The organism is Brenneria sp. g21c3 (assembly GCF_040240345.1).
Classification (GTDB): domain Bacteria; phylum Pseudomonadota; class Gammaproteobacteria; order Enterobacterales; family Enterobacteriaceae; genus Brenneria.
Window position 1 is genome coordinate 140596 of record NZ_JBEIAB010000003.1, and the last position, 17463, is coordinate 158058.

The 17463-nt window shown below is 53.8% G+C and carries 19 protein-coding genes and 1 riboswitch; of the genes, 8 read left to right on the forward strand and 11 right to left on the reverse strand.

What is annotated here, in order from left to right; all coding sequences use genetic code 11:
• Nucleotides 1–320: 320 nt before the first annotated feature.
• The 3 genes from ABRZ28_RS05845 to rlmA all read left to right on the forward strand — a co-directional run bounded on the left by ABRZ28_RS05845 (nucleotide 321) and on the right by rlmA (nucleotide 1613).
• Complete coding sequence (locus ABRZ28_RS05845; RefSeq protein WP_009112961.1) at nucleotides 321–437, forward strand: DUF2627 domain-containing protein; 117 nt, start codon at nucleotides 321–323, stop codon at nucleotides 435–437.
• A gap of 39 nt (nucleotides 438–476) precedes the next feature.
• The gene (gene cspE, locus ABRZ28_RS05850; protein ID WP_048639002.1) at nucleotides 477–686 is read left to right on the forward strand and encodes a transcription antiterminator/RNA stability regulator CspE; all 210 of its coding nucleotides are present in this window, start codon (nucleotides 477–479) and stop codon (nucleotides 684–686) included.
• A gap of 90 nt (nucleotides 687–776) precedes the next feature.
• Nucleotides 777–1613 (forward strand): 23S rRNA (guanine(745)-N(1))-methyltransferase, encoded by an 837-nt coding sequence (rlmA, locus tag ABRZ28_RS05855; RefSeq protein ID WP_319602927.1) that lies wholly within the window; start codon nucleotides 777–779, stop codon nucleotides 1611–1613.
• A 90-nt stretch (nucleotides 1614–1703) separates the two neighbouring features.
• Here rlmA and mntP read toward each other — a convergent pair whose 3' ends face one another.
• From mntP to manX, 5 genes are all read right to left on the reverse strand, one after another.
• Nucleotides 1704–2276, reverse strand: coding sequence for a manganese efflux pump MntP (gene mntP / locus ABRZ28_RS05860; RefSeq protein WP_319602581.1), 573 nt, complete (start codon nucleotides 2274–2276; stop codon nucleotides 1704–1706).
• A 10-nt stretch (nucleotides 2277–2286) separates the two neighbouring features.
• Nucleotides 2287–2480, reverse strand: a riboswitch (yybP-ykoY riboswitch).
• A gap of 196 nt (nucleotides 2481–2676) precedes the next feature.
• Nucleotides 2677–3135 carry a DUF986 family protein gene (locus ABRZ28_RS05865; protein WP_330519715.1) on the reverse strand — a complete coding sequence of 153 codons (459 nt, stop codon included), beginning with the start codon at nucleotides 3133–3135 and terminating at the stop codon, nucleotides 2677–2679.
• Between the two features lie 112 nt (nucleotides 3136–3247).
• Nucleotides 3248–4090 (reverse strand): PTS mannose transporter subunit IID, encoded by an 843-nt coding sequence (locus ABRZ28_RS05870; RefSeq protein WP_319602579.1) that lies wholly within the window; start codon nucleotides 4088–4090, stop codon nucleotides 3248–3250.
• Nucleotides 4091–4104: 14 nt separating this feature from the next.
• Nucleotides 4105–4902, reverse strand: a complete 798-nt coding sequence (locus ABRZ28_RS05875; protein WP_319602578.1) for a PTS mannose/fructose/sorbose transporter subunit IIC — start codon at nucleotides 4900–4902, stop codon at nucleotides 4105–4107.
• Nucleotides 4903–5091: 189 nt separating this feature from the next.
• Complete coding sequence (gene manX, locus ABRZ28_RS05880) at nucleotides 5092–6051, reverse strand: PTS mannose transporter subunit IIAB (protein ID WP_330519716.1); 960 nt, start codon at nucleotides 6049–6051, stop codon at nucleotides 5092–5094.
• Between the two features lie 588 nt (nucleotides 6052–6639).
• On the opposite strand from manX, the gene ABRZ28_RS05885 reads away from it, so the two are divergent.
• On the forward strand, nucleotides 6640–8190 hold the full coding sequence (locus tag ABRZ28_RS05885) for a TerC family protein (RefSeq protein ID WP_319602576.1): 1551 nt from the start codon (nucleotides 6640–6642) through the stop codon (nucleotides 8188–8190).
• A gap of 98 nt (nucleotides 8191–8288) precedes the next feature.
• Here ABRZ28_RS05885 and ABRZ28_RS05890 read toward each other — a convergent pair whose 3' ends face one another.
• From ABRZ28_RS05890 to pabB, 5 genes are all read right to left on the reverse strand, one after another.
• Nucleotides 8289–8609, reverse strand: a complete 321-nt coding sequence (locus ABRZ28_RS05890; protein ID WP_330519717.1) for an isochorismate lyase — start codon at nucleotides 8607–8609, stop codon at nucleotides 8289–8291.
• A 36-nt stretch (nucleotides 8610–8645) separates the two neighbouring features.
• On the reverse strand, nucleotides 8646–9266 hold the full coding sequence (locus ABRZ28_RS05895) for a LysE family translocator (RefSeq protein ID WP_330519718.1): 621 nt from the start codon (nucleotides 9264–9266) through the stop codon (nucleotides 8646–8648).
• 227 nt (nucleotides 9267–9493) lie between these two features.
• A complete protein-coding gene (locus ABRZ28_RS05900) occupies nucleotides 9494–10858 on the reverse strand; it encodes an L-serine ammonia-lyase (RefSeq protein WP_319602573.1) in 1365 nt (454 codons plus the stop codon).
• A 162-nt stretch (nucleotides 10859–11020) separates the two neighbouring features.
• Nucleotides 11021–11626 (reverse strand): CoA pyrophosphatase, encoded by a 606-nt coding sequence (locus ABRZ28_RS05905; RefSeq protein WP_319602572.1) that lies wholly within the window; start codon nucleotides 11624–11626, stop codon nucleotides 11021–11023.
• 27 nt (nucleotides 11627–11653) lie between these two features.
• Entirely contained in the window at nucleotides 11654–13039 is a 1386-nt protein-coding gene (pabB, locus tag ABRZ28_RS05910) for an aminodeoxychorismate synthase component 1 (RefSeq protein ID WP_330519719.1), read from the reverse strand.
• Nucleotides 13040–13199: 160 nt separating this feature from the next.
• Here pabB and ABRZ28_RS05915 point away from each other — a divergent pair, with 160 nt between their 5' ends.
• Nucleotides 13200–13439, forward strand: coding sequence for a YoaH family protein (locus ABRZ28_RS05915; RefSeq protein ID WP_319602926.1), 240 nt, complete (start codon nucleotides 13200–13202; stop codon nucleotides 13437–13439).
• Between the two features lie 22 nt (nucleotides 13440–13461).
• Here the strand turns inward: ABRZ28_RS05915 and ABRZ28_RS05920 are convergent, their stop codons facing one another.
• Complete coding sequence (locus tag ABRZ28_RS05920; protein WP_319602570.1) at nucleotides 13462–13806, reverse strand: RidA family protein; 345 nt, start codon at nucleotides 13804–13806, stop codon at nucleotides 13462–13464.
• 174 nt (nucleotides 13807–13980) lie between these two features.
• Here ABRZ28_RS05920 and yoaA point away from each other — a divergent pair, with 174 nt between their 5' ends.
• From yoaA to ABRZ28_RS05935, 3 genes are all read left to right on the forward strand, one after another.
• Entirely contained in the window at nucleotides 13981–15912 is a 1932-nt protein-coding gene (gene yoaA / locus ABRZ28_RS05925; protein WP_330519720.1) for a DNA repair helicase YoaA, read from the forward strand.
• Nucleotides 15913–16061: 149 nt separating this feature from the next.
• Complete coding sequence (tsaB, locus tag ABRZ28_RS05930) at nucleotides 16062–16763, forward strand: tRNA (adenosine(37)-N6)-threonylcarbamoyltransferase complex dimerization subunit type 1 TsaB (RefSeq protein ID WP_319602568.1); 702 nt, start codon at nucleotides 16062–16064, stop codon at nucleotides 16761–16763.
• Between the two features lie 79 nt (nucleotides 16764–16842).
• Complete coding sequence (locus ABRZ28_RS05935; protein WP_330519875.1) at nucleotides 16843–17442, forward strand: Slp family lipoprotein; 600 nt, start codon at nucleotides 16843–16845, stop codon at nucleotides 17440–17442.
• Nucleotides 17443–17463 lie beyond the last annotated feature (21 nt).

The following is a 17463-nucleotide window of genomic DNA, read 5'->3' on the forward strand; positions in this document are numbered from 1 at the left end:
ACCTCCAGAAGCTTCTCTTACCCCAATATAATTCAATGATTGATCATAAGCTTATCTAATTTTCCTATGATGAGAGGGGCGGGTAATGGTTGCAATTGTATTGCAGACAGTGTTCATTATAGTGAGAAATTGCTGGTGGGGTTTGCTGCTGAAATAATTTAATCCTATCATTTATAGTGATTTAGTGCGTTGCTGAGCATTTATTGGCTCATTAAAAGACTCAATCTGTGCGGCATGTCGATGACTGGTAAAAAATGGCTTGCCATCGACTACAGAGTGTGTAATAACGCAATTAGGTAAAACGAGGTACAGTTCTGTATATGAATGGCATTTTCAGTAAAGAAGACTTGAGTACAAACGTTAGCGTTGAATACCACTTCTCTGCCGATCCTTATCTTAGTGCCTCAAGCAGTAACGACTTTGGTTTGTCTGTATAACGCCTCTGGCGGTTTAAACAATTAAAGGAAATATCTGAAATGGCAAAGATTAAAGGTCAGGTTAAGTGGTTCAATGAGTCTAAAGGCTTCGGTTTCATCACTCCTGCTGACGGTAGCAAAGATGTATTCGTACACTTCTCTGCAATTCAAGGCAACGGTTTCAAAACCCTGGCTGAAGGCCAGAGCGTAGAATTCGAAATCCAAGATGGTCAGAAAGGTCCATCTGCAGTCAACGTTACCGCGCTGTAATCATCGCTTACGTTGCAAAACCCGCCATGGTGCGGGTTTTTTGTTGTCTGTTTTTTATGAAGAATATTTTTTAAGCAGGAAAACATGCTGATAGCTTATCAATGTCCGCTGTGTCAGCAACCTTTACATCGAATAAAACAGCAATGGTCATGCGGCAGTCATAGCTTCGATTGCGCGAAAGAAGGCTATGTGAATTTATTGCCGGTGCAGTTTAAACGCTCCAGGCAGCCGGGCGACAGCGCTGAAATGATGCAGGCGCGCAGGATGTTTCTGGATGCCGGACACTACCAGCCGTTGCGTGAATATGTCACACGACGCATTAACGAGATATTACCGGATAACGCCGAGGCCTTGCTGGATATCGGCTGCGGAGAGGGATATTACACGGCGGCTCTGGCCGATTGCCTTAAGCAACGTCGGGCGGCGATCGCCGTCTATGGATTGGATGTTTCAAAAGCCGCGATACAGCGCGCGGCGAAACGTTATCGTGACGTCGACTTTTGCGTCGCATCAAGTCAGCGGCTGCCGTTTAACCATCGATCGCTGGATGCGATATTAAAAATTTATGCGCCATGCAATGATGCCGAATTGCAGCGTACGGTCAAAGCGGGCGGCTGGGTTATTACCGTATCGCCGGGACCACGACATCTTTATCAACTGAAAGCCGAGGTCTATGATCAGGTGCAGTTGCATCCCATCAGGGATGAAACGCTGCCTGGTTTTCATCTGTTTGATCAACAAACGCTGGCATACCCGATGCAACTGTCGGGGGCGGAGGGCGCAGCGCTGTTGCAGATGACGCCGTTCGCCTGGCGGGCGACGCCGGATGTGAGGCAAAAATTGCAGCAAACCGCGCAATTTAGCTGCGAGACCGATTTTATTATTCGATTTCACCAGCGTGTTGCGGATGATGACGCCGGCGAGTAGCGGCTATATTCACTCTGCGGGAAAATGATTTGATGCAGCAGGGCGTGGAGTCCTGCCGCATCATATCTGATGAGGGGTTATCGTGGCGTTTCAGGCGACATAACCGAGGTGTTCATAAAGAATATTGCAGCCAATACCAATGAGCACGAGACCGCCGAAAATCTCCGCTTTTTTACCCAGCAGAGGGCCGATATAGCGCCCGATCAGCATTCCCAGCGTCACCATGATCATGGTGGCGCAACCGATCGCCATCGCGGTGTGAAAAATATTAACCTGTAAAAACGCCAGCCCCACGCCAATCGCCATGGCATCCAGACTGGTTGCGATAGCGGTAAACACCAGAACGGGCAGACTATGTTTCTTGATTTGTCCGCATTCATCGCCATGCGAGGCCTGGAAACCATTCATAATCATGCGCCCGCCGAGAATCAACAGCAGGGTGAATGCCACCCAGTGATCCCACTCAAGGATGAAGCGACTGGCGAAAAAACCAAGCGTCCAGCCGATTAGCGGCGTGATAGCTTCAATGATGCCGAAAATGAGACCGGTACGAATGGCGTCGCGAAATTTAGGTTTGTGCAATACCGCGCCTTTACCGATAGACGCGGCGAAGGCATCCATAGACATGCCAAAAGCAAGGATGAGGGTCGCTGATAAGTTCATGTAAGTAGCCTCGGCTGGGTGCTTCTCCATATCCACGGCGATCATCCCCAACCTCATGATGATCATCGTGTCTATGGTCTCGCCTGCCCATCGGCCGTCCGCACCACGTTTTAAATTATCCTGACGAGGATATAAAACGAGTATGTTGATACGAACATTTCTGAATTAATTTTCAGAAACCGGCTACTCCCCAATGACGGCGCAACCTTAACATATTATTTATGCGGTAAACAACAATAAAAAACATATGTGTTAACAATGCGATTGATAATGATTTTCATTTAAAGTCAGGTGATAGTCGTCGCTTAAAATAATGGCGAGATTGATAGGGATAAAAGACCTTTAATAAGTTAATGGAATGTTTAATAATATTTTAAATTTATAGTATTTAAATTGTATATCATTGATTTTCAATCATAAATTTATATATCTTCTCAAGATCGTCAAGCTGATTTACCTGGATTAATAATCGACGTTTTTCTAAGTCAATGACCAGAATGCCGTCCTCGGATAAATTCATATGCTTAATGCGGTTATACAAAATAAATATATTGGCGTAAAAGAAACCTGTTGATTTAAACAACAATTTGGGTCGCCGAATATAGGCAAGATAGATCGCCATAAATGCCAGAAAAAGCAAAAGCGATGTGGTTATTACCGGACCGTTATTCATGACATTACGATAAATAAGGATAACGACTAAGCCAATGAATATAAGCGCATCCAGTCGATTCACGCGTTTTAGCAACACGCGTAGCCGGGTTTCTCCCTTTAAGCGATCCATGATGAGTTCGTCATAGATAGCGTAAATCAGCGCCAATGCAAGCAAGACAATCAGGGCGGTATCCGTAACCGTCATAGATAACTCCATGTGAGGGAAGCGGGGCGTGTTATCACGCTGAGGTTTCCCGCGTTGAAGGATATTCCACCTCGAAGTCTGCCGGCGGCAAGGCCCCCGGCAGATTAACCGACTACAGACCCAGCAGGCCGATCCAATAGCCAAAGATACCGATGGCAAAGAATCCCATGATGAGCCACAGAGCATTCACCTTGCGTCTCAGTAGCCACATACAGCCGAATGTGAGCAGCAGGGGGATCAAACCGGGCATCAATTGGTCCAGAATAGACTGAACCGTGGTGACCGTGGTTTCTCCGTTTTGGTTGGTTATCCTTGAAACGACCAGCGGGACGTTGACGTGCGTCCATTTATTAACCAGCGCCCCCATGACAAACAGGCCGAGAATGGATGCCCCCTCCGTCATCTTCTGTAGGAGACCGCCGCCCATATCGCCCACGATATCCACGCCTTTACGGTAACCATAGGCCACGCCATAGTAGCGAACCAGCAGTCGGACCAGGTTGAATAGCACAAAGAAAAGAACGGGTCCCAACAGGCTGCCGCTCATGGCGATCCCTGCGCCCAAAGCGGCGAATACCGGACGTGCGGTACCCCAGAATATTGGGTCGCCGACCCCGGCCAACGGCCCCATCAGACCGACTTTCAGCCCGTTGATCGCGCCATCGTCAATCGGTGCGCCGTTCGCGCGTTGCTCTTCCATCGCCATCGTTACCCCCAGAATCGGAGCGGCGACGAATGGCTGGGTATTGAAAAATTCCAGATGGCGTTTAATCGCCTGTTTACGTTCTTCCGAGTTTTCAGGGTAAAGGCGGCGGATCACCGGCACCATGGAAAAACAGAAACCGAGCGCCTGCATACGTTCAAAGTTCCAGGACCCCTGGAAAAGATTGGAGCGAATAAACACACCGCGGATATCGCCGGCAGTGAGTTTCTTGACATTCGTTGATTCAACCATTTCTCTCACTCCTGTTAGTCCAGTTCATTATCAAGATCGTTGCCGCCCGCCGCCGCAGGTTGACCCTGCGCCTTGTTGTATTTCGGGTTGAGCTGGATATACAGCACGGCCATAACAACGCCGATCACGCCCAGCGCCACCAGGTTGAAATCGGTGAATGCGGCGGTAACGAAACCGAGATAGAAGAAAGGCATCAGATAACCGGCGCGCATCATATTAATGACCATGGCATAACCAACCACCACAATCATGCCCCCGGCGATATTCAGACCATTGGTGACGACATCCGGAATTGAACCCAACATGGCATGCACGGCATCGGTACCGACGGAAATCGCGACGATAACGGCAGGGATGGCGATACGCATGGCCTGAAGGAGCAGCGCCGAGACGTGAAGCCAACTGATAGCGCTCAGGTTGCCGCGTTCCGCCGCGCTGTCGGCCGCGTGTTGGAAGGCGACGGTAATGGTGCGGACAATTATCGTCAGTACCTGGCCTGCCGCCGCCAACGGGATCGCCAGCGCAATCCCCGCCCCGACGCTCTGCCCGCCGGCAATAACCAGAATGGTTGAAATAATGGAAGCCAGCGCCGCATCGGGCGCTACCGCCGCGCCAATGTTCATCCAGCCGAGCGCGATCATTTCCAGTGTACCGCCGATAATGATCCCGGTTTGCAGGTCGCCCAGTACCGCTCCGATGAGCGTACAGGCGACAAGCGGACGATGGAACTGAAATTCATCAAGAATCGATCCCATCCCAGAAACACAAGATATGATGAATATCAGCACAATTTGAAGCGTGGTAATCTCCATTGTACTTCTCCTATGAAAAACGTTTCTGAGTATCCCCTTCATCTTTCAAGTTGCAGATGCGTTGGCCGCTCTCGTTCACCTCAGTCACTTACATGAGTAAGCTCCTGGGGCCTCACTCGATTGCCGCCTGCCTGCGCCTTGAAATCTATTGGGTATAAAATAAATCGTTACATAGCGTTATTTAAGGCGCTAACGGGCCATCTTATTGATTAAGTCCATCATTTTGAGTTTGCTATCGCTTGAAACTTTTCTGACTTCCAATTCAATTCCGCGTTTGTCCAGCTCTTTGAATGCGGCGATATCCTTTTCATCAATAGAAACCGCATTATTTACCTGCGTTTTCCCTTGCCGGAACGCCATGCCGCCGATATTGACCGAGGTTATTTTTACGCCATTTTCCACCAGCGCGAGCACGTCGGTCGGATTGGTAAATAACAGCATGACCCGATCGGACGCGTATTTAGGATTGTTATAAACACGGATTGCTTTCGCCACGTCGACCACATGCGCGGTAACCCCCGGCGGCGCGACCTGCGTCAGCAGCGTTTTGCGCACGTTGTCGGCGGCGACGTCGTCGCTGACGACAATAATGCGGTTTACATTGGTTTCTTTTGTCCAGCGGGTGGCGACCTGTCCATGAATCAGACGATCGTCAATACGTGCCAGTCCGATCTTCATATGTTCGCCGGAACCGGCGGCGGGCGCTGCGGCAGGGGCTTTGGGAGGCGGGGAGACGGCGGTTTTCTGTCGCTCTTGCGTCTTCAGGGCTTTTACGCCGTCCCGTCCGGCTTCAAGGGCGATGGAAACCAGATCGGCAAAGGCCGGATTGTCGTCGCGCGCCATAAACGTTTCCGCCAGCATGGGGATATTGACCCCCGCAATGACTTCATAGTTCTCCTTATCCGTGACCATGCGGCTGGCGGCGTTAAACGGGCTGCCGCCCCAGGTATCGACTAAAAACAGGACGCCAAGCGAAGTATCTAATTGGGATAGCTTCTCCTGATATTTTTCTATTAACGTTTCAGCATTCTCACCGGGTACGAAATCTATCCAGGCGACGTTATGCTGTTCACCCAGAATCATTTCGGCTGTTTTAAGCAGCGGCCCTGCGGTGGTACCGTGAGTGCATAGCATTATCGCAATACTCACTTGTTACCTCCTCATTATTCACGTTCAAATAGTGTGTAATGTGTCGGAATAGCGGGTTAACGTTCCTCTATTAACGTTAGCCGTTACAATCTGGTGTGGCTGAAAAAATTTTACCTGCTTGTCCAATAGGTGAAAATTCACAATGAATTCATACTGTTTAATGAATTCACGACCTGTCTGTTAACCATAAATTAACGGATTGCCGGATTTATTTTACTCAGCGAAAAAATAAATAGTGTGATGGCACTCGCGTAAAATTTGCGCTGTTATGAAAATGTGGAATAAATAACAAAAATGTTACGCGCTTTTGGATAATTGCAGGGCAAGAAATTCTTTGTGAAAATCGGGATCAAGCTGTTAGAGTAATCTTCTGTTAAATTACTTAGGAGCATCGGGCCTTAGCCCTTCCCATGGACTGTCACCGACAAAACGTTCTCTGTGTACCTGCTAACGCTGGTGGTTTTCTGTACCCGGTTGGTCATTCCGACCACCTTCAGAGTCATTCTGATTCATACCTACTCTTTTCGTTACCATTCAATGCCATGAGCGCATTGAAGTCATTTGCTCGTTCATTTTTCGGAGTCTGACATGGAATTTTTGCTAGATCCTTCAATCTGGGCAGGCCTATTGACGCTGGTAGTACTTGAAATTGTTCTGGGCATCGACAATTTGGTGTTTATCGCCATTCTTGCCGATAAATTGCCGCCCAAGCAGCGAGATAAAGCCCGTATTATCGGTTTATCGCTGGCCTTGTTAATGCGTTTGGGGCTGTTGTCGCTGATTTCCTGGATGGTCACGCTGACGCGTCCGCTGTTTCACGTGGGCGAGTTCAGTTTCTCCGGCCGCGACCTGATTCTGCTGGCGGGGGGGCTGTTTTTGCTGTTTAAAGCCACCATGGAATTGCATGAACGGTTAGAGAATAAATCGCATGATGAGCATGGCAACCGCGCGCACGCCAGTTTTTGGGCCGTCGTCGCCCAGATTGTCGTGCTGGATGCGGTATTCTCGCTGGATGCGGTGATTACCGCCGTGGGGATGGTGAACCATCTTGGCGTGATGATGACCGCGGTGATTATCGCGATGGGCGTGATGCTGTTGGCATCCAAACCATTGACCAATTTTGTCAATGCGCATCCCACCGTGGTGGTGCTGTGCCTCAGCTTCCTGCTGATGATCGGTTTAAGTTTGGTGGCGGAAGGTTTCGGCTTCCATATTCCAAAAGGTTATCTGTATGCGGCGATTGGCTTCTCGATTCTGATCGAGCTGTTTAATCAGATTGCCCGACATAACTTTATGAAGCATCAGTCAAGACGGCCTCTGCGCGAGCGTACCGCCGAGGCTATTTTGCGACTGATGGGCGCCAGAAAGACGAACCGCGATGAGGACGACGAACCGCAAAAAGTCATGTCCGAAACCTTTGCCGAAGAAGAGCGCTATATGATCAGCGGCGTTCTGACGCTGGCGTCGCGCTCTTTGCGCAGCGTGATGACCCCCCGCACTGAAATTTCCTGGGTCGACAGCGAGCGCTCGGTCGAAGAGATCCGCATCCAGTTGCTGGATACGCCTCACAGCCTGTTCCCAGTATGCCGCGGCTCGCTGGATGAGTTAATCGGCGTGGTGCGCGCCAAGGACTTGCTGGTCGCGCTGGAAGAGCATACCGATGTAGAGAGTTTCGCGGCGGCCAATCAACCGATTGTGGTGCCGGAAACGCTGGATGTGATTAACCTGTTGCCGGTGCTGCGGCGCGCCAAAGGCGGACTGGTGATGGTTACCAACGAGTTCGGCGTGGTGCAGGGGCTGGTCACGCCGCTGGATGTGCTGGAAGCCATTGCCGGCGAGTTCCCGGATGAAGATGAAACGCTGGAAATTGTCGCCGATGGCGATGGTTGGCTGGTAAAAGGCGGTACGGATCTGCACTCTTTACAGCAGGTGCTCGACAGCAGCGATCTGGTCAGTCCGAAAGAGGATTACTCGTCGCTGGCGGGGATGTTGCTGTCGCACAGCGACGAGTTTCCCAACGTCGGGGATGTCATCGAGGTTCATCAACTGCGTTTCGAGATTATGGCGGTCTCGGAATACCGTATCGAGCTGGTGCGCGTGGAGAAAATCGCCGAGCCGATTGAAGCCGACGACGAATAATCGCGGTTTTGCCGCCTGTTGGCGAGGCGGTTGCGCGGCAGAACAATACGGCTTGCTCCGGATGGAGCAAGCCGTATAACGTTGGCGGCGATTTTTCGTCAAGATGCGCTTTGCGACTGCGACCAGTGCGCCATTTCCTGCGCAATAAACCAGGTCACCAGATCGCGGAACATCTTTTCTATCACCGCCGGACTCAGCCCGGCATGTTCCGCCCAGATCCGACGCTGCGCGAGCATACTCTCAAAGCGGGCTTTAGCCTGCACCTGATCGGGATTCTTCTTGAATTTCGCGGCGGACTTAACATACTCAAAACGCTGTGCAAGCAGGGCGATCACTTCCTGGTCCAGCGCATCGATTTCCGCTCTTATTTCATTCATGTCCGCGCAGTTTTCCGGCGCATTCTTTTGTTTGTATCCCATTACCACTCCTTTTTATTGTGGGCGGACTGCTTGCCGCTATCTGCGATAGATCGCCAATCCCCCCGCCAGAAATGCCATTATGGCGGCGCAGGTGCGATTAAGTCTTCTCAATCCAACAGCGGTAAAGGCACGGGCGGCTTGCATACCGCCAAAGGCGTATCCCGCCATGATGGCGATATCAATGGCTACCGTAATGCAGGCAAAAGCCACGTACTGAAGTAATTGAGGTTCATTCACCATAATAAACTGCGGCAGAAAAGCAGAAAAAAACAGCAAACCTTTGGGGTTTGATAGGGCGACCAGCAGGCTGCGCATAAAAGCGCGATTGGCCGAATGCGCAGCGCGATCGGCAGACGAAGTGGTCAGCAACGCAGAGGGTTTTGCCTGCCAAAGTTGTAACGAGAGCCAGAATAAATAACCGACGCCAATCCATTTAACCAGCAAAAAGAGGGTTTCGGAGGCGATCATCAATGATCCCAAGCCAATGGCTACCAGGCCAATCAGAATAAAATCGGATAAGGCTGCGCCCAGAATCCCGCAAGAAATCACGTTGATATTTTTTGTCGCCCCGTTGGTTAACGCTAACAGCGTGGTCGGGCCGGGGATGACGGTGACGGCCAGCGATGCCATGCCGTAGACGATTAGGATATTTGACATTACCACTCCTCTGTTGATCCAGTTGACTAGTACAAGTGTGCGCCCTTCATCTGATGTTAACAAGCGGCAAGAGATCGCCAATTGTATGTATTTATTGCAATCTCTGTTCTGTTACGCCTTGACAAAAGGGGGGGGAGTATGGGGGATCGAGGATGAAGCGGAACGATTCGCTGCGAGATATCGGATCGGCGGGCGTCGCCCGCCCGCCGATTATGGCGAAGCGGGCGCTAGTCGCACTGCACCTTAATCGCCAGTCCGCCGCGCGAGGTTTCGCGATATTTGGCGTTCATGTCTTTGCCGGTTTCGTACATGGTTTCAATCACCTTGTCCAGGGAGACGCGCGGCTCGCTGGTGCGGCGCATCGCCATGCGCGCGGCGTTAATGGCTTTCACCGCGGCGATGGCGTTGCGCTCGATGCAGGGTACCTGCACCTGACCGGCAACCGGATCGCAGGTTAAGCCGAGATTGTGCTCCATACCGATTTCGGCCGCCACGCAGACCTGCTCCGGGCTGGCGCCCATCAGTTCCGCCAGTCCGGCCGCCGCCATTGAACAGGCGACGCCGACTTCACCCTGACAGCCCACTTCGGCGCCGGAGATAGAGGCGTTCATTTTGTAGAGGATGCCGACGGCGCCGGCGGCAAGAAAATAACGGATATAGATGTTCGGTTCAATCGGCTCGATAAAATGGTCGTAATAGGCGAGCACGGCAGGCACGATGCCGCAGGCGCCGTTCGTCGGCGCGGTGACGACGCGTCCGCCGGCCGCATTTTCCTCATTCACGGCCAGGGCGAACATGTTGACCCAGTCAATGACATTCATCGGGTCATTCGACAGTTTATCGGACGCCACCAGCATGCGGCGAAGCGCGGAGGCGCGACGGGGAACGCGCAGCGGGCCGGGTAGCACGCCTTCGGTGTTGACGCCGCGGTCGATACAGGCGCGCATGGTGTGCCAGATATGCGAGAAATAATCGTCGATATCCTGACGGCTGTGTACCGCCAGTTCGTTGCGCATCACCATGCCGGACAGAGAGAGACCGCTTTGTTTGCAGTGCGCCAGCATCTCTTTCGCTGAATTAAAGTCATACGGCACAGAGACGTCGGATAATACGCTTTTACCGAAGTTTTCTTCGTCAACGATAAAGCCGCCGCCGATGGAGTAATAGGTCTTACGGAAAACGGCCTCGTCGCCGGTAAACGCGGTGATCGTCATGCCGTTTTCGTGCAACGACAGATTTTCGCTGCGAAACACCATGCCGCCTTCGCGAGGGAAATCGACTTCATGCCGACCATCGGCCAACAGCAGGCGCTCACGTTGTTCCACATCACGGATGAAGCCTGGAATGGCATCGATGTCGACGCTGTCCGGCAGATAGCCCGCCAGCCCCATAACGATGGCAATATCGGTATGGTGACCTTTTCCGGTCAACGACAGAGAACCGTAAACATCCACGGCAATACGCGTGATGCGGGTTAAAAGATCCTTGTTTATCAACTCATCGACAAATTGCTTACCGGCTTTCATCGGTCCTACGGTATGAGAGCTGGAGGGGCCAATACCGACTTTAAACATGTCGAAAACGCTTATCACGCTAAAAACTCCTTAAAAGCGCGCCATACCTAACGGCTAGAATAAAACGCTCAGAATGCGCTATTGTAGTGTGGAATTATGTCGTGAAGTTTTCTTTTTCGCATGAAATAAACTTATGCCAATGAGCAATGGAATTTATCCGAGAATGGCATGACGAGGCGTTTAGGGCTGACTGGCGACGTGCTGCGCGAGCTGACGGATGATCGACGCGGTCAACCCCCAGACAAACTGCTGCTGGTACCAGGAGAGGTAAACCCGATGCGGTTTTCGCTGTCGCTCGATATCGAGGGAATGATAGCGATCGAGCGCCAATGCGACGTCCAGCGGCATCTCAAATAACTCCGCGACTTCGCTTTCATTCGGATAAAAACAGGTATGGGCGGAAACCAGGCCGATCACCGGGGTGACCTGAAAGCCGCTGATGCTGTCGATAGGCGGCAATACGCCCAACACCTGGACGTTCTCAGGCGGAATAGCCACTTCCTCCTGCGCTTCTCGCAAGGCCGTTTCGATTAACGAACGGTCGCCGCAGTCAGCGGCGCCGCCGGGAAAGGCGACCTGCCCGGCATGTTTTCTGAGTTCGGACGAACGGCGGGTCAACAGCAAGGTCGGGGCGGTGCGACGGACAATCGGCACCAGCACGGCGGCCTGACGCGACTGGCGAGCCGGCGGAGACGCGCGCAGCGTTTGTAATTGAAAACGCGTGATAAACTCCGCCAGATTAAACGGCGCGGCGGAGCAAGGTGTCGGCAAATCTGTTTCAATCACTAAAGGCGTCACGAATATTAACTCGAATTATTGAGGCTGCGGCTGATTATCCGACCGACTTAATACGGGCAGGATACGATCTATTTTATCAAAGGTTTCCTGATATTCCGCCTGTTCCTGACTATCGGCGACAATGCCGCCGCCGGCCCAGCAGTATATTTTCCCCTGTTCGGTTAACAGCGTGCGGATGGTGATGTTGGTATCCATCGTGCCGCAGATGCTCAGATAGCCGATACTGCCGCAATAGGCATTGCGCCGCTGCGGCTCCAGCTCTTCAATGATCTGCATCGCGCGTATTTTCGGCGCGCCGGTGATAGAACCGCCGGGGAAACAGGCGCGCAGCAGCGTGGTGGCATGACAGCGCAGCGGCAGTTCGGCCACGATGGTGCTGACCAGATGATGCACGGCGGGAAAAGGCTCGACGACGAATAGCTCCGGTACGCGAACGCTGCCGGGCGCCGCAACCCGGCCGATATCATTACGCAGTAGATCGACAATCATCAGATTTTCGGAACGATCTTTCTCCGAGTCGGCCAGCCGTTCGGCCTGCCGGGCATCCGCGTCTTTATCCGCCAGCCGCGGCAATGTGCCTTTAATGGGGCGGGTCTGGATCCGTTGATTTTCCAGCCACAGAAAACGTTCGGGAGACAGGCTGATCACCGTGTTTTCCGGCAGGCGCAGAAACGCGGAAAAGGGCGCTTTATTGTCGGACGACAGACGTAAAAAAGCCTGCCATTCATCGCCTTGATAGTCGGCGACAAAGCGCTGCGCCAGATTGACCTGATAGCAATCGCCGGCGCGCAGGTAATCCTGTATTTTTGCAAACTTGTCGCCGTACTCGTGGCGCGACATATTGGCGCGCCACGAGCCGTTAAGCCGGAAACCCGTGTTCTGCCGGCAAGCGGGGGGATTGTCCAGCCAGTCCAGACGCGCCTGAAGATTATCCTGTACGATCAAGGTTAACGTCTGGCGCCGATGATCGGCGATTAACGCCCAGTCATACAGGCCAACCGCCATATCGGGCAGATTGATATCCCGTTCCGCCCGCGCGGGCAGCGTTTCAATGCGCCGCCCCAAATCATAGCCGAACAGCCCGAGCGCGCCGCCCTGAAAGGGGTAATCCGGCTGTGCGTCCGCCGCGATCCCCAGACTGTCGAGTTGTTGCTGCAACAGCCAAAAGGGATCGGCGTCGGATAGCCGTCGGCTGTCGCCCTGAATGATTTCCGTCTGTCCGCCGCGGGTGCATAGCGTGGCTTTTGGGTCGGCCACCATGATGTCAAAACGATTATGGGGATGATCGGCAAAGCCGGAATGCAATAACATCGCCCACGGCTGGTGAGAGAAGGCGGCAAAAAGCGTCAACAGCGCCTGCGGCTGATAGGGAAGCGGGTGATAAACGGGAGATGGGCGCATCGTCTTTTTGTATAATCTCATGCTTTGCAGGCGGCTATTTTTCGTACCGGCCTGGGGATTGGTCTCTTCAGGCGCAGAGCGTATCACAAACCGGAAGTTCTGGTGTATGCCTAAGGTAGCGTGCGATGATACGCGCCGTTTCAACCAGCAGGAGTTTATCATGATTGCAGGTATGCCCGCGTTGACGCACGAGCAGCAGCAAGCAGCCGTAGAGCGTATTCAGGATCTGATGGCGCAGGGAATGAGCAGCGGTCAGGCGATTGCCGTGGTGGCGGCTGAAATTCGTGCGGAACATCAGGGTGATAGGGTTTCCGCGATGTTTGATGATGAAGAAACCAATGAAATGGATGACGACGAGGATCGTACCTTTGATGATGGTGAAGAAGAGGAAGAACGCTAATTCTCCTCTTCTTTGGGCGTGTTTACAGCGCGGCAATCACTTTCAGTTCAATCTTGTATTTCGGATCCATCAATTTGGCCTGTACGGTACAGCGTACGGGCGCGCTGCCCGGCGCCACCCAGGCGTCCCATTCGGCATTCATCGCCGCCAGATCCTCGGCATCAGCCAGAAAAATGGTGACGTCCAACAGGCGGCTTTTATCGGTGCCGGCCTGCTGTAACACATCGTCCAGTGCCGCCAGCGCGTTTTTTGTCTGCGCCCGGGCGTCTTCATCCAGATTATCCGCGACGCAGGTATGGTACAGCGTATTGTTATGAATAACGGCGTTGGACCAGCGGGCTTCGGGTTCGATTCTTATGATTGACATGAGTGTCGGCCTTTCCAGTTTGGGATAATGGTAGCGCCAAGCGTAACATAATCTTTTCTTCGTCTTTAATTTCCGCGGCCAAAGTCAGCCTGATTTAGGGTGGTAGCGGTAGTGGAGTCTTGGCATAATCAGCGCGGCGTCGGCCGTTGGAACCCACCTACAAAGAGAGACAGTGTGACGAGTGATCGCGTAATAGATGATTTTGCAACCGATGGCGCGCTGGCAAAGGCCATCAGCGGATTTAAGCCGCGCGAGCCGCAGCGGCAAATGGCGCAGGCCGTTGTGCAGGCCATCGGCAAGCAGCAGGCGCTGGTGGTGGAAGCGGGAACCGGGACAGGTAAAACCTATGCCTATCTGGCGCCGGCCCTGCGGGCGGATAAAAAAGTCATCATTTCGACGGGGTCGAAAGCGTTACAGGATCAGCTTTACAACCGGGATCTGCCGATGGTGGCGCAAGCGCTTAAATACAAAGGCAAGCTGGCGCTGCTGAAAGGGCGATCCAACTATCTCTGTCTGGAGCGGCTCGATCAGCAATCGCTGGCGGGCGGCGATCTGCCGGCCGAGATGTTAAGCGACATCGTCCGGCTGCGGGGATGGTCTTCGGAAACGACGGGGGGCGATGTCACCACCTGCGCCGGGGTTGCGGAAGACAGCCCTGTCTGGCCGCTGGTGACCAGCACCAATGATAACTGCCTCGGCAGCGATTGCCCGCGCTATAAAGAGTGTTTTGTGGTCAAGGCCCGGCGCAAGGCGATGGATGCCGATATCGTGGTGGTCAACCATCATTTATACCTTGCCGATATGGTGGTGAAGGAAAGCGGGTTCGCCGAACTGATCCCGGACAGCGACGTGGTGATTTTTGATGAGGCCCATCAAATTCCCGATATCGCCAGCCAGTATTTCGGTCAGCAACTGTCCAGCCGTCAACTGATGGATTTAGCGAAAGATATCGTTATTGCCTATCGCACAGAGGTGCGCGATGCCGCGCAATTACAAAAAAGCGCGGACCGTCTGTCGCAAAGCACGCAGGATTTTCGTCTGGCGCTGGGCGAACCGGGATACCGCGGCAATCTGCGCGAGATCCTTGCGCAACCGACTCTCCAGCGCGCGCTGGTGCTGCTGGATGATGCGCTGGAGCTGTGCTACGACGTGGCGAAGCTCTCTTTAGGGCGTTCCGCGTTGCTGGATGCCGCCTTTGAACGGGCGACGCTGTATCGCGGTCGCCTAAAGCGGCTGATGGACGTGCAGCAATCCGGCTACAGCTACTGGTACGAATGCAGTTCCCGACACTTTGTGCTGGCGCTGACGCCGCTTTCGGTGGCCGATCGTTTTCGTGAACTGATGAAAGAGAAACCCTCGGCCTGGGTGTTCACTTCCGCCACTTTGTCCGTCAACGATCGCTTAACGCATTTTACCGACAGACTGGGCCTGGACGAGAACAATACCCAAACCTTGCTGCTGCCGAGTCCGTTTGATTACGCCAGTCAGGCCTTGCTCTGCGTGCCGCGCTACCTGCCGGAAACCAACCGTCCGGGAGCGGCGCGAAAACTCGCCGCCATGCTGCGCCCGTTGATTGAAGCAAACCAGGGGCGCTGTTTTATGCTGTGTACTTCACACCAGATGATGCGCGATCTGGCCGCCGAGTTCCGCGCCACGCTGACGCTGCCGGTATTATTGCAGGGCGAGACCGGTAAAGCGCAATTGCTCTCGCAGTTCGTGTCCGCCGGCAACGCGCTGTTAGTGGCGACCAGCAGCTTCTGGGAAGGGGTGGACGTGCGCGGCGATACCCTGTCCTGCGTGATCATCGACAAACTGCCATTTACCTCGCCGGAGGATCCGTTGCTGAAAGCGCGCATTGAAGATTGTCGTCTGCGCGGCGGCGAGCCATTCGACGACGTCCAACTGCCGGATGCGGTGATCACCCTGAAGCAGGGCGTGGGTCGCCTGATTCGCGATATCGACGATCGCGGGGTGCTGGTTATTTGTGATAATCGGCTGGTTATGCGTCCCTACGGCGAGGTTTTTCTCAACAGTTTGCCGCCGGCGCCGCGTACGCGCGATCTGGGTCGGGCGATTGCCTTTCTTACCCGCGAAACCGCGCGCTAATTGACAGGGCGCGCGCCCGAACCGCTGTTTAATTCACGCCGCATCAATCAGATAAAACGCGAGGATCCCGATCGGCTTAACTCAAGTCAGCGCGGGATATATGTTATGATGCGCGCCGTTAAGGTTTATTTATCCCGCCTGAGGTTGGCATGTCTACGCGAATTCTAGCGCTTGATACCGCGACGGAAGCCTGTTCCGTCGCACTCTGGAATGATGGTGAAATTCATTCTTTATTTGAAGTTTGTCCCCGTGAGCATACTCAGCGTGTGTTGCCGATGGTGCGGCAGGCGCTGGCCGAAAGCGGTCTGACGCTTAATGCGTTAGACGCGCTGGCATTCGGCCAGGGGCCGGGGAGCTTTACCGGCGTGCGCATCGGCATTGGTATCGCGCAGGGGCTGGCGCTGGGCGCCGATTTACCGATGATCGGCGTTTCCACGCTGGCAACCATGGCGCAGGGCGCTTTCCGTCGTACTGGCGCGACGCAGGTGCTGGCGGCTATCGATGCCCGCATGGGCGAGGTTTACTGGGCGCAATATCAGCGAGAAGCCGACGGGCGCTGGCAGGGCGATGCCTCAGAGGCGGTGCTGACGCCGCAACAGGTGCAGTCGCTGACGGAACAATTAAGCGGTCGATGGACGACGGTCGGCACGGGCTGGAAAACCTATGCCGACCTGGCGAAGCATCCGGCGCTTTCATTACAAGATGGCGAGACGCCGCTACCGCAGGCGGAGGACATGTTGCCGCTGGCGTGTCGGCAATGGCAAGCGGGACGGGCCATCAGCGTCGAACTGGCGCAGCCTCGCTATCTGCGTAATGAAGTCGCCTGGAAAAAACTTCCCGGTCGCGAATAACAGCAACTTATTCCGTGCGTTATAGTCTAATGAGCAGACATTGGAAAAGGTGGATGCGATGAAAATGATTACTCAGCGTATGACGCAGAGCGCTCAGCCAAGACGAGCGTTTCGCACGGGATTGGGCGGCGTTTTGGCTGCCGCCGTCCTGTCGCTTTCCGGTTGCGTAACGGTACCGGACGCCATCAAAGGCACCTCGCCGACCCCGCAGGACGATCTGGTTCGGGTCATGAATGCGCCGCAGCTTTACGTCGGGCAGGCGTCCCGCTTTGGCGGCCGGGTGGTCAGTATTCGCAATGAAGCCGACCGGACGCGTCTGGAAATCGCCAGCCTGCCGCTGGACAGCGCCGCCAAACCACGACTGAATTATCCCTCTGAAGGCCGGTTTATCGCTTACGTACATCGTTTTCTGGAGCCGGTTGATTTTCAAGACCGTTTGATTACCGTGGTCGGCCCGATTACCGGAACGGAACAGGGGACTATCGGCGATCGGCCTTACCGCTACGTCGTCGTCGAGGTTCAGGGATATCAACGCTGGAACGTCGCGCAGCGAGTGGTAAACCCTTATGGTCCCGGTCCCTGGGGTTGGCATGGCCGCTATGGTTATGGCTGGGGGCCGGGGTGGGGATTCGGCGGCTGGTACGGCCCGGCGGAGATTGAAACTTTCGTGACCGAATAACAAAAGATCCCGGGAGTAATG

What these genes read in the sequence shown, in the direction of transcription:
- ABRZ28_RS05845 (WP_009112961.1), top strand. Translation starts at nt 321, where the DNA reads ATGAATGGCATTTTCAGTAAAGAAGACTTGAGTACAAACGTTAGCGTT.
- cspE (WP_048639002.1), top strand. Translation starts at nt 477, where the DNA reads ATGGCAAAGATTAAAGGTCAGGTTAAGTGGTTCAATGAGTCTAAAGGC.
- mntP (WP_319602581.1), bottom strand. Translation starts at nt 2,276, where the DNA reads ATGAACTTATCAGCGACCCTCATCCTTGCTTTTGGCATGTCTATGGAT.
- ABRZ28_RS05865 (WP_330519715.1), bottom strand. Translation starts at nt 3,135, where the DNA reads ATGACGGTTACGGATACCGCCCTGATTGTCTTGCTTGCATTGGCGCTG.
- ABRZ28_RS05870 (WP_319602579.1), bottom strand. Translation starts at nt 4,090, where the DNA reads ATGGTTGAATCAACGAATGTCAAGAAACTCACTGCCGGCGATATCCGC.
- ABRZ28_RS05875 (WP_319602578.1), bottom strand. Translation starts at nt 4,902, where the DNA reads ATGGAGATTACCACGCTTCAAATTGTGCTGATATTCATCATATCTTGT.
- ABRZ28_RS05885 (WP_319602576.1), top strand. Translation starts at nt 6,640, where the DNA reads ATGGAATTTTTGCTAGATCCTTCAATCTGGGCAGGCCTATTGACGCTG.
- ABRZ28_RS05890 (WP_330519717.1), bottom strand. Translation starts at nt 8,609, where the DNA reads ATGGGATACAAACAAAAGAATGCGCCGGAAAACTGCGCGGACATGAAT.
- ABRZ28_RS05895 (WP_330519718.1), bottom strand. Translation starts at nt 9,266, where the DNA reads ATGTCAAATATCCTAATCGTCTACGGCATGGCATCGCTGGCCGTCACC.
- pabB (WP_330519719.1), bottom strand. Translation starts at nt 13,039, where the DNA reads ATGCGCCCATCTCCCGTTTATCACCCGCTTCCCTATCAGCCGCAGGCG.
- ABRZ28_RS05915 (WP_319602926.1), top strand. Translation starts at nt 13,200, where the DNA reads ATGATTGCAGGTATGCCCGCGTTGACGCACGAGCAGCAGCAAGCAGCC.
- ABRZ28_RS05920 (WP_319602570.1), bottom strand. Translation starts at nt 13,806, where the DNA reads ATGTCAATCATAAGAATCGAACCCGAAGCCCGCTGGTCCAACGCCGTT.
- tsaB (WP_319602568.1), top strand. Translation starts at nt 16,062, where the DNA reads ATGTCTACGCGAATTCTAGCGCTTGATACCGCGACGGAAGCCTGTTCC.
- ABRZ28_RS05935 (WP_330519875.1), top strand. Translation starts at nt 16,843, where the DNA reads ATGACGCAGAGCGCTCAGCCAAGACGAGCGTTTCGCACGGGATTGGGC.